Consider the following 12,327-nt stretch of genomic DNA (forward strand, 5'->3'; position numbering starts at 1 on the left):
TCAAATGGAAATCAAATTTACAGAAAATTTAATTTTTCGGGACTGTCCTACATATATTTTAGGGCTACCCGCACAAAAAAAACGGTTTTGGATGAGAATCAGTTTTGTTTTGGTCACCAGTCTGGTAATGGGCATACAAATGCTGATGGCTAGCGAGAGTTTTGGACAACGATTGAGGGCAGAGGTCATTCAATTGGATGTCGAAAATGAACAATTACCCGCAGTCTTTAAGAAAATCGAAGATCAAACTACTTTTCGTTTTGCTTATGACCCTAGCGTTATTGATGCCTATCGGGTCAGTATTCGACGCAATGCCATCAATGTGGAGACAGCACTCAACCTTATCCTAGAGGGAACACCTTTGCATTATAAATTAATTAAGGATAAGGTGTTGATTTACAATCGAAAGACTAAGTCCGTAGTTAGGCCCATATCCACCAAGGTAAATCATTTGTTTTTGGGACAGAAAATTCTCAAGGAATTAGAGATTAATCTTACCGGTAAAGTGGTTGATTCCGATGGCAATCCATTAATTGGGGTCAATGTTTTGGTCAAAGGAAGTGATAAAGGTACAGCTACTGATTTTGATGGTAATTTTTCGATCAAGGATGTCGATGAGCAAGCTGTGTTACTGATATCTTATATCGGATATCAAACCCAAGAAGTGGCTGTAGCGGGTAAGACTAATTTAACCATTACCCTAATAGAAGATTCACAGACTTTAGATGAAGTCGTAGTGGTGGGATATGGAACGCAGAAAAAGGTAACGTTAACGGGGTCTGTTTCTGATGTGAAAGGAAGTACATTGGCGAAGAATCCAGGTACAAATTTAAGTAACTCTCTTTCTGGTTTACTTCCAGGTATTATCACTAGAAGTTCTTCTGGGGAGCCAGGGCGAGATAATGCATTGGTTTTGGTACGGGGACGCAATACAACAGGGAGTACCAGTCCCCTAGTAGTGGTTGATGGAATCCAAGGTTTTTCTGGATGGGAGAGAATCAATAAGGAAGATATAGAATCGATTACGGTTCTAAAAGATGCTTCAGCAGCGATTTATGGAGCACGGGCAGCCAATGGAGTTATATTGATCACAACCAAGCGTGGAAGTGTTGATAAGCCAACTATTAGCTACTCTTTTAATCAAGGTATTAGTACTCCAACAAGAGTACCAGATATGGCAAGTTCAGCAACTTTCGCCAGTTATCTCAATCAATTGGATGTAGAGAAAGGAACTACGCCAAGATATACAGAAGCTGAATTGCAAAAATTTAGAGACGGCAGTGACCCGAATTATCGAAATGTAGATTGGCATGGTAGTGTATTGAAAAAAACAACTCCTCAAAGTCGTCATAATTTGAATTTGAGAGGAGGTAGTGAAAATATTCAATATTCAGTATCTGGATCATTTTCTAATGAGAATAGTATATTTAAAGAGGGTAGTCTTAATTTTAAAAATTATTCATTGTTTTCGAATCTGGATTTTAAAATTAATGATTATTTGAGTGTGGGCGTAGATGTCAATAGCATCTATGACATCGGTAATTACCCTACCGCAAACACGAGCACTACGTTTGCAGCCTTACGTCAGATTCCATTTTACCCAGTATATTGGGATAATGGATTGCCATCTGCAGGTATTGAGAGAGGTGAAAACCCCATTGTTATGTCTTCTTCTCTTTCAGGGAACCTAAGCGATAAAACTCAACGAAATATCATTAAAGGATCATTTGATCTAAAATTACCTTGGGTAGAAGGATTGGGAATAGACGGGTATTATGCGTATACCAATAATAATACCTTAGAAAAATTATGGCAAACACCGTGGACTGTATATGATTACGATGCAAGTAATGATGAATATATTCCTAAAACAGGAGGTGGAATCACAAATCCGCAATTACAACAATCTCAATCAACTTACCAGCGTAATTTGATCAATTTGAGATTGAAATATGAATTTTCTATCGACAAACACAATTTCAATACTTTCGTAGCTGTAGAGCAGGAAGAAAGTAAAAACAGTTCATTTTCTGCCAAAAGAATTAATTACTTATCCAGATCTATTGATGAGTTATTTGCAGGTAGTTTGGCCGATCAAGCCACTTCTGGAGTAAGTAGTGATTTTGGTCGAAAAAATTTATTTGGTAGGATTAACTATTCCTATGACGAGAAGTATTTATTGGACTTTAATTACCGATACGATGGTTCTTCTGCTTTCCCTGAGGGACAGCAATTTGGGTTCTTCCCAGGGTTGTCTTTGGGATGGAGATTGTCGGAGGAGAATTTTTTAAGTGGATTCTCTAATTTGGATAACTTAAAACTTCGATTCTCGACAGGTAAAATTGGTAACGATGCCATTAGTCCATTTCAATATTTAAGATTGTATTATTTGGGAAATACAGGTTTGCCATTTGGAGCAGATCTTGTACCTGATTTAGGTTTGGTCTCTGGTGTGGTTCCCAACCCCAATATTACTTGGGAAGAAGCCAATCTTACTAATATTGGTATCGATGCAGGATTTTGGGAAGGAAAGTTTGGTTTTGAAATTGATGTGTTTAAGCAGCGTAGATCCAATATCTTAACTCAACGTAATTTGTCAGTACCTAACTTTACCGGTCTAGTGTTACCAGTTGAAAATATTGGTATCGTAGAGAACAAAGGGATTGAACTTCAGTTGAATCACCAAGACTATAAAGGAGATTTCTCTTATCGTTTGGGAGCCAATGTGTCCTATGCAAGAAATAAAATTATAGATATCGATGAGGCTCAGAATGTACCAGAATGGCAAAAGTCTGAAGGAAATGTCCTCGGTTCTACTTTGTTGTATGAAAGTTTAGGAATTATCAGAACACAAGAACAATTGGAAAGTTTACCTCTTTATCCAGGTTCCCAAATTGGTGATTTGTATTATAGAGATTTTAATGAAGATGGAAAAATTACAGCATCTGATAGAATAAGGACTGATCATACCAATGTTCCTGAAGTGACTTTTGGATTTAATGCCGGTTTTGAATACAAGGATTTTTCATTGTTTATGAATTTTGCAGGTGCTACCAATTTTTGGCAGCAGTATCGTATATATTCATCAGAAGGGGTTAGTAATTTAGAAGATGTATTGGCCAATAGATATACTGAGGGAAGTATGGATTCAAAATATCCTCGACTTCCTAGGTTGAGCAGTGAAAGTGAGCCAAGTGGATTGCCTTCTACTTTCTGGCAAAAAGATGCGACATATTTGAAATTGCGAAACGTTGAATTAACCTATACTTTGCCCGATGCTGTTATAGAAAAACTTGGCATAGGCTCTTTGAATATCTATGTTAATGGTAGCAACCTATTAACTTTTGATTCATTGAAATGGGCTGATCCAGAGGCTACCGGAGCATTGGCCAATAGCTATCCGCAAGCCAAAATTTATAATATAGGATTTAATCTATCATTCTAAAAATTATGAAAATGAATTTACTTACAACTATAAAATTAAAATATACAGGGGTAAAACTAGGATACGCTTTCTTAGTGTCCATACTTCTTTATACCAGTATTTCATGTAATGACAATGTATTGGATATAGCACCATCCGATCGATATTCTGATTTAGAGGTGTGGCAAGATGGTGGATTAATTGAAGCTTTCGTTAATAATGCCTATGCCGTAGTACCCACAGGGTTCTTGTATCCTTTTAGAAATAATTTAAGCTGTTATGCAGACGAAATTTATTACCGAGGAGGGGGGACAGATTATATCAATGCTGGAGATATTACTGCTGATCGTTTATACAATTTGGATCGATGGAATGGCTCCCAAAGTTACTGGGACGTGGTAACCAAAACCAATATATTTTTTCAAAATATTGGAACATCCGAAATTGATGAAGATTTAAAAGCAAGAATGAAAGGGGAGATGAATTTCCTTAGAGCATATGCGTATTTTATGTTAAATCAAATGTGGGGAGGGGTTCCATTAATCACAGAACCTTTTGAATTGGATAGTAATTTCGATGTGCCTAGAGCTAGTTATGATGAATGTATGAATTTTGTAATTCAAGAATTGGATAATGCTATTGCCCTGTTGCCAACTACTTATGCAGATGAGGATTTAGGAAGAGTGACTAAAGGGTCAGCCTTGGCACTTAAATCTAGGGCTACATTGTATGCCGCAAGTCCATTGGTTAATAAATCCAATGATATGGCAAAGTGGCAGGAAGCTGCAGATGCAGCTAAGGCAGTAATTGATCTAGGTGTTTATTCTCTGTTTAACAATTATAAAACTTTGTTCCTTAGAGAGAATATGTATAATTCTGAGATTATTTGGGCTAAACCTTTTAATTATCCCATTAGTACAGAAAGAAGTTTTGTAGAATTAGCATTATACCCCAATGGATATGGAGGGTATGGACAACCACACCCCATTCAGAATATTATCGACGATTATGAGACGACGAATGGTTTGTTGCCTGAAAATGATCCTAGCTACGATGATCAAAATCCCTATGTCAATAGAGATCCACGATTCTATTATAGTATTTTCTATGATGGAGCTCCATTTCAAGGGAGAGAAGTACAAACCTACTTGCCCGGAGGGTTGGATACTAGAGAGAGTCCCATCTCTCCGTGGAATGCAACAGAAACTTCCTATTATTTGAGAAAGTTTTGTGACGATAAAATCGAAGGACCCAATACTATAAATCAAGGAAATTCTCCTTATATCTTTATTCGCTATGCAGAAGTGTTACTCAACTATGCTGAAGCGATGTATCATTTAGGCGATGAAGCTACTTGTAGAGAATATCTAAATATGATCAGAAGTAGACCTGGAGTTGAAATGCCTCCAATTACTGAAAGTGGAGACGAATTATTGGCTCGAATGAGAAATGAACGCAGAATTGAGTTAGCTTTTGAAGAACAACGATATTTTGATGTTCGCAGATGGATGATAGCACCAGAAGTATTAAATGAAAATGCATCGCGAATGGAAATCTATAGAGATCCAGATACCGGTAAAAAGACTTATACCGTAGCAGAGTTTAATGAGCGCTCGTTTAGTGATAAAAATTATTGGTTACCTATTCCTTTATCTGAAATTGAAAAGGATGCAAACCTAGAGCAGAATCCAGGATATTAATGACTAAATTGTAGGAGCAATAACTGTAGACTATGAAATCCATTCTCTTTTTTTTAATTCTTTTTATAGCGCATTTTGGAAATCCCATATTCGGTCAAGAAAAAATTCCAAATGTGTATCAAGAAGAGGGACTGGATTTCGTAGCTTCTACCCTAAATCACAAGGCCTTATTGGCTTATTACAATCATCCTGTTCCCAGTTACAAAGCAGATTGGGAATCATATAAATCTTTGTTAAGATCTAGGGTAGAGGAAAAAACAGGATTGAAGCGATATCCCGATCTTCCTTTGGATTATCACGAAACCCAAAGTCATTCCATCAACGGAATTACAGTAAAAAACATTTACTTTCAGACCAGACCTGGCGTATACGCTACTGCCAACTTGTACATTCCCAGTGGAGAAGGACCTTTTCCGGCTGTAATTACTATGATGGGCCATGGAAGCAATGCTAAATTATATGATTTATACCAGTCCATAGGGCAAACATTGGCAGTAAATGGCTATGTGTCCTTGAATATTGATCCCTGGGGCTCAGGAGAACGAGCAACTGTAGATGGACAACATGAATATCATGGATCCAATCTCGGTGCTTCACTTTTTAATATTGGAGAGTCTCTTATGGGAATGCAATTGACGGACAATATCAGAGGAGTAGACTTACTAACTTCACTTTCCTTTGTGGATAAAACCAAAATTGCAGCTACTGGATCTAGTGGTGGTGGGAATCAAACCATGTGGTTGACGGCCATGGATGAACGAATTCAGGTCGGTATGCCGGTGGTTAGTGTAGGTACTTTTCAATCCTATATTATGAGCAGTAATTGTGTATGTGAAACATTGATCGATGGATTGACCTATACCGAAGAGTCCTCTGTCTTGGGCATGGTTGCTCCCAGAGTATTAAAAATATGTTCGGCAGCTAAAGAGTCTAATAAAGCATTTTTCCCCGAAGAAATGAAGAGAAGCTATAACAATGCTTTACCCGTGTTTGAATTTTATGGTAGTGGACATCATTTAACCAATCAAATCTTTGAAACCACTCATGGGTATCATCCTGAGATGAGAGAAGCACTATTGGGCTTATTGGATTTTCACTTTAAAGGGATCGGTGATGGAATGCCCAGACCAGAAAAGCCATTCGAATTACTGGAAGCTGCCGATTTAAAGGTGTTTATAGATGGTCAAAGACCATCAAAAATTGTTACAACTATGGCCTACTGTCAACAAAGAGGTCGTGATCTTAAGAATGAGATTCGAGGGTCTAAATCAATAGATCTTGAGGAAAAGAAATCCCTTTTATCTGGATTGCTAAAGCAAGATAGAGTTACAGAAAAACCTGTGGTTTTTCAACTGTCAAAAGAATTGGGTTGGGAACGGTATTCCTTTCAGGTGAAGGATGGAACATTAATCCCCGTTCTAATAAAACGAAATTCTCATGACTCGGGAAAGTATCTAATCATTGGAAGACCTAAAGGTAAGTCGGTTGTAGAAAACAAAATAATCGACGATGCTTTAAGGGATGGTTATCATGTGTGCCTGATCGATTTTTATGGTAGTGGAGAAGCTGCTTCTCCTGCAGAGGCTACTTTAAATGGAAGTTATTTGCCCGATTTTCACACGACGGCGAGAGCTGAATTGTGGTTAGGGTCTTCGATTTCGGGAATCTGGACACAGCAGTTGAATCATGTGATTGATTGGCTAAAAATAGAGCAAAAAGCAAAGACTATTGATGTCGATATGTCGAAAGAACTGGGGCCTGTGGCCTTGTTTTATTCCGCACTGTATGATCCTTTAAATTCAATTACATTGAGAGATGCACCGGTGAGTTATGTTTTTGACACAAGAGAGAATATTGATTATTATTCAATGGCTTTGCCCATTCCCAAGATTTTACAGTGGGGTGACCTTTCTTTGGTTGCAGCTATGTCTCAGTCGAATATTTATTTTGAAAACCCTCGAACCGCTTCGGGAAATCTAATAACCCCATCGGACTGGAAGTTGTTTGAAGCAGAATATCGTGATTTCAAGAAAACGTTACAAGTAAAAAATGGTTCAATCGATAAAAAGTAGATATGAAGGATAAACAGGCAAGACGGAAATTTTTAAAAGGACTCGGAGTAACTGGATCAGTATTTTCTCTAGCTCCAATGACTATGGATAATTTATGGACTCCTAACATTCAGTCAAAGTCAAATACATCTAAACCCAATTTCGTCACAAGTTATAACAAAACGATTGATGAGGCCAGAGAAGTGGCCTTAGATATATTGAAGCCTTCAAAGCGGGATCTTGAACACGGATTGGAATTACATAGAGCATCGATAGTATTTGATACCTATGGTTTTATGCCACGTTCTGCCTATGACGGTGATGCTATTGCTCAATTGGTTAATAGTGGAGCTTCATTATTGGAGATTAATAATATGAAAGAAGACCATTCTATGACACGGATGGTTTCTAATGCTATAGAATATCAGGAAGTTAAGTTGGGCTGGGAAGCATCTGGTGTAACTTGTGTATTTCAAAATACGGGCGAAGAGAGCAATACCATTAAGGTGTTGTTAAAGCGATTAGCTAGGTTTATGCACGTTACAGATAGTATACCGAAACTGGTTCAAAAAGCATTGACGGTAGAAGATATTCGTTTGGCAAAGTCGGAAGGTAGACACGCCTTGTGTTTTAGTGGCAACGGAGTACCTATGGCTTTGGATATGACATCACTTGAAGAGGAATTGGAGTATATCCGGATATTTTATCAATTAGGTATTCGAATGATGCACCTTACTTATAATCGCCGAAATCTAATTGGTGATGGTTGTGGTGAGACCTCTGATGGAGGCTTAAGTGATTTTGGTCGGGCAGTAGTCAAAAGAATGAATGAGCAAGGCGTAATTGTAGATATTGCACATTCCGGTTGGCAGACGAGTTTGGAAGCCGCTCAATTATCTACTAAACCCATGGTGGCAAGCCATACCACAGCGACAAGTTTGAAACATCATATCCGATCCAAACCCGATAATGTTATTCGGGCCATTGCCGATACCGATGGCTATGTGGGTATATGTTCCATACCGCGTTTTCTAGGAGGTAAGGGAGATATTTCTGTTATGTTGGATCATATTGATTATGTGGCCAAAAAATTTGGACCTCAATATGTGGGTATAGGTACTGATGTGCCTTACAGTTCGAGTAATTTTTCTGTCGAGAATGCTAAAATTCCAAAATATAGAGGAGCGAGAACGCGCTGGGAGGCCTTATGGCCAGAGGATCCATTTAAGGAAACTCATCGAATGCGTCAGAGTATGTTGTGGACGAATTGGCCGCTTTTTACGGTGGGACTGGTGCAACGTGGATATTCTGATGACGACATTCAAAAGATGATTGGCGGCAATGCATTGCGTGTACTCAGTGCAAATAGTCAAGCTAAAGTTTAAATGTTATTGTGGACGGTGTCAATATGTTAAGTATATTGGTTTTGGGTTAAATATATTTTTGCCTGGTTAATTTTTCAAAATATAAAAAAATGAATCATAATAAAACAAGAATAAAATACCATCTTTTATTTGGAGCGGTATTTTTCTTTGCTATGATTTCCCAAACGCAAGCACAGGCGGTAATTAATAACAACCCCAATGCTAAACGACCTTATTCATTGGTAGAAGTGAATTCGCCTGGAAATACCGATATGGGGCTTCCTATGGTTATCCAAAATGTGAAACTCATTGATGGATTAGGCAACAATCCGATAAATAATGCAACCGTAGTCATAGAAGGCAACAGGATAACTGCAGTTGGAAAAGCAAATTCTATTGAGATTCCAAGTGAAGCTGAAGAGGTAGATGGTAGTGGTAAGACTTTGATGCCGGGATTATTAGATGCCCATCTTCATACTCTAAATAACAATAAAACATTATTTACTTTTCTCAGTCACGGTGTCACGAGTTTGAGAGATCCAGGCCATCCCTTTCATTTTTATCAAGCTATGCAATTTGCCGATCATGTCCTACCCCGTGCCTTCTTAACTGGGGCTCATTTTGATGGATTTCCAGCTGTGTATCCCGATCATGGATTGATGATTAAAGATGTGGATCACGCTCGTCAAATGGTATTGCACCATGTGGAGAAAGGATCTTCAGCGATTAAGGTTTATTTTAGATTGCCATTGGAATATTACGAAACAGTGGTCAGTACAGCAGAACGATACCATATACCGGTTATCGGTCATTTAGAATTGGTCGATGCCGATGATGCTATTTTGGCTGGAATGACAGGAATATAGCATGTAACTTCTTTTGGTACAGCCATCGCAGAACCTAGTGAAGCGAGGTCATTTAAAGAAAAAGTAAGTAATAATAGTAGTGCGCGTAGAGAAGGGCGATTTCGATTGTGGTCAACCATTGATTTAGAATCTGAACGAGTGAAAAAAGTGATCCAAATAGCTGCGGATAACAAGGCTTATTTATGTCCTACCCTAGCTACATTTGAGCGACAAAGAGGAGACGATAAAGTGGAACCGTATGAAGCTAAGGCATTTGAAAACATGGTAAAATTTGTTGGAATGGCCCATAAAGCAGGAGTGAAGATCGTGACGGGTTCTCATACCACAGGGAAATATGTGGATTTCGGATGGGCCTATCAAAGAGAAATGGAATTACTAGTACAAGCGGGCATGACGCCAATGGAAGTGATCAAAGCCAGTACTATAGACAATGCAGAATATTTTCGAACAGAGAATCGACTTGGAAGCATTGAAGTAGGAAAATTGGCAGATATGATCTTGATAGATGGCGATCCAAGTCAGAATATAAAGGACATGTATAATATAGATCGAGTAATGCTAAATGGGATTTGGGTACCAACGGCAGATATTCAAGCTCAATATCAAAATAAATAGCGAACAGATAGAAAGTAATTCCTAAACAACTTGAGCTTTTGGATTACAGATATGATATTGAAGGCTCATCCAAAATAATATTAAATGAAGGAGAATCGAAGAAGTTTTTTAAAATGGACAGGATTATCCAGCATTGGTTTAACTCTGCCATCGTCTATAGTGGCAAGGCCAAAAAATATCGACAACTCTTCTTCAATTGATGGTGGGATGGCTCTCCCAACAGAAAGGAGTCAACGGTTTTCTAGCATGATGCAAGAATATTATGTAGGTTTAGTAAAGAAGAAGGATAAGGAACATAATCAACGGATATTTGGAATGTCATCCAAGCGGGAAGCATTGGAATACCAATCACAAATTAAAAAGCGTTGGTTGGATTGCTTAGGTCCATTTCCAGAAAAAACTGAACTTAATCCTGTGATTACTGGTCAACTGAATAGAGAGGGGTATCGAGTGGAAAAGGTAATTTTTGAGAGTCGGCCTGGATTTAAGGTAACGGCTAATTTTTATGTCAACGAGAAAACCAATGGTCCTTCACCGACCATTCTTGGGCTTTGTGGTCATACTAGGGAGGCCAAAGCCAGCGGCTACGAGGTTTTTGCACAATCCTTAGTTCGTAAAGGCTACAATGTTTTAATGATAGATCCAATAGGACAAGGTGAGCGTTTGCAATATGTGGATACCGATGGCGAGTCTGAATTTAGCTATGGGGTTAGAGAGCATATGTACGCTGGAGTTCCCCTAGTGTTGACAGGTGCATCCATGAGTGGGTTTTTTGTTTGGGACTGCATAAGAGCAGTAGATTATTTGTATACCAGAGCAGAAGTAGATAAAAATCATATTGGTGTGACGGGTAACTCAGGTGGCGGAACCCAGACCGCTTTATTGTGTGCGGTAGAAGATCGCTTGACCATGGCGGCTCCGAGTTGTTATATAACGACCTTGCGCAGAAATATCGAAAATGAGGAGATACAAGATACAGAACAGTGTCCACCTAAGATATTGGGCCATGACATGGATCATTTTGATATGATGGCGGCCATGGCGCCCAAGCCTATAATGTTGATCAGTCAAGAATTTGATTTTTTTGATACGAGAGGGACGGCAGAATGCTTTGAAAAATTAAAACATTTTTATAACCTATTAGGAGCTAGCGAAAATGTAGCACTATTTGTTGGTGATGGATATCATGGCTACCATTTAGACGGTCGAGAAGCGATGTACGGATTCTTTAATAAGATCACAGGAGTTAGCAATATTGATAAAGAAGGTGATGTAGATATAGAAGAAGATGAAGATTTATGGTGTACCTCAAACGGTCAATTGTCGGAAGCGGAATCTAAACAAGTTTATGATATTTTAAAGGAAAAGTCCATAGCCTGTGCACAACAAAGGAAGAGTCTTACTGGATCAGGTTTGAATAAGGCCATAAGTGAGGTACTTCGATTACCGATGGATATACCTTTGCCCGATTATCGAATATTGAGGGGTAGGAAGGAGAAAAAGTTTCCGAAATTAAATGTGGCTGATTATTTATTAGAGACGGAAACAGGTATTAATATATCAGTCTATCGATTGTCCGACAATTCATTGTATTCGCGTCCCCCACAATCTCCGAGCAAAGCTATATTATATGTATCACATAAATCGATGGATGAAGAATTGATATCAGATCCTTTTTTAAAAGAATTGGTTGATCAACATCCAGATCATGGTTTCTATTCCTGCGATTTAAGAGGTATTGGACAGTCATTTCCCAATATTATTATTCCCGATAAAATATTTTTTAAGTCTGAATATCAGTATGCCAATATCGGCAATATGCTAAATGAGCCCTTAGTGGGTAAACGCACTTTTGATTTGTTGTGTGTAGTTAATTGGTTGGCATCGCACCGACATAGAGACATTACTGTCGTGGCGAGGGGATGGGGAAGTATTCCAGCTTCTTTTGCTTCTTTGATGACGGATAAGGTCAATAAGTTGGTATTGAAAAATGCCTTAACTTCATTCTCTTCTATAGCGGAGTCCAAATATTATCACTGGCCCCTGTCTTCTATGCCTCCAGCAGTTTTACAATACTTTGATTTGCCTGACTGTTATGCGGAGTTGAAGAAAACGAAGCAGTTGGAGATGATGGATATGTGGGATGAAATGGCTGATAAAGCCTAGATTTCCCTTTGTCTAAACAGGATTAGTTAGACACTGAAGAATTCCAATGAGGTGAGGTTCGAATGTTTGATAGATGAATTGCAATATTAATCTACTGAAGTTTTTAACTACTCAGTCAGTCTTCATTAAATCTAGTTATGC

Annotated in this window: 7 protein-coding genes; all 7 read left to right on the forward strand. The window is 38.4% G+C overall.

The annotated features are described in order from the left end of the window. Positions 1-91 precede the first annotated feature (91 nt). Positions 92-3,445, forward strand: a complete 3,354-nt coding sequence (locus LVD51_RS10195; RefSeq protein WP_236971129.1) for a SusC/RagA family TonB-linked outer membrane protein — start codon at positions 92-94, stop codon at positions 3,443-3,445. 11 nt (positions 3,446-3,456) lie between these two features. Continuing rightward, positions 3,457-5,124 (forward strand): RagB/SusD family nutrient uptake outer membrane protein, encoded by a 1,668-nt coding sequence (locus LVD51_RS10200; RefSeq protein ID WP_236971130.1) that lies wholly within the window; start codon positions 3,457-3,459, stop codon positions 5,122-5,124. Between the two features lie 32 nt (positions 5,125-5,156). Then, positions 5,157-7,196 (forward strand): alpha/beta hydrolase, encoded by a 2,040-nt coding sequence (locus LVD51_RS10205; RefSeq protein WP_236971131.1) that lies wholly within the window; start codon positions 5,157-5,159, stop codon positions 7,194-7,196. Between the two features lie 2 nt (positions 7,197-7,198). Next, positions 7,199-8,560: a dipeptidase gene (locus LVD51_RS10210; protein ID WP_236971132.1), complete on the forward strand. Its 1,362-nt coding sequence runs from the start codon at positions 7,199-7,201 to the stop codon at positions 8,558-8,560. Positions 8,561-8,649: 89 nt separating this feature from the next. After that, positions 8,650-9,405, forward strand: coding sequence for an amidohydrolase family protein (locus tag LVD51_RS10215; RefSeq protein ID WP_236971133.1), 756 nt, complete (start codon positions 8,650-8,652; stop codon positions 9,403-9,405). Between the two features lie 138 nt (positions 9,406-9,543). Further along, positions 9,544-10,020, forward strand: coding sequence for an amidohydrolase family protein (locus LVD51_RS10220; protein ID WP_236971134.1), 477 nt, complete (start codon positions 9,544-9,546; stop codon positions 10,018-10,020). An 84-nt stretch (positions 10,021-10,104) separates the two neighbouring features. After that, positions 10,105-12,186, forward strand: coding sequence for an alpha/beta hydrolase family protein (locus LVD51_RS10225; protein WP_236971135.1), 2,082 nt, complete (start codon positions 10,105-10,107; stop codon positions 12,184-12,186). Positions 12,187-12,327 lie beyond the last annotated feature (141 nt).

This window comes from Membranihabitans marinus, assembly GCF_021729155.1.
In the GTDB taxonomy this organism is placed as follows: domain Bacteria; phylum Bacteroidota; class Bacteroidia; order Chitinophagales; family Saprospiraceae; genus Membranihabitans; species Membranihabitans marinus.

What these genes read in the sequence shown, in the direction of transcription:
- LVD51_RS10195 (WP_236971129.1), top strand. Translation starts at nt 92, where the DNA reads ATGAGAATCAGTTTTGTTTTGGTCACCAGTCTGGTAATGGGCATACAA.
- LVD51_RS10200 (WP_236971130.1), top strand. Translation starts at nt 3,457, where the DNA reads ATGAATTTACTTACAACTATAAAATTAAAATATACAGGGGTAAAACTA.
- LVD51_RS10205 (WP_236971131.1), top strand. Translation starts at nt 5,157, where the DNA reads ATGAAATCCATTCTCTTTTTTTTAATTCTTTTTATAGCGCATTTTGGA.
- LVD51_RS10210 (WP_236971132.1), top strand. Translation starts at nt 7,199, where the DNA reads ATGAAGGATAAACAGGCAAGACGGAAATTTTTAAAAGGACTCGGAGTA.
- LVD51_RS10215 (WP_236971133.1), top strand. Translation starts at nt 8,650, where the DNA reads ATGAATCATAATAAAACAAGAATAAAATACCATCTTTTATTTGGAGCG.
- LVD51_RS10225 (WP_236971135.1), top strand. Translation starts at nt 10,105, where the DNA reads ATGAAGGAGAATCGAAGAAGTTTTTTAAAATGGACAGGATTATCCAGC.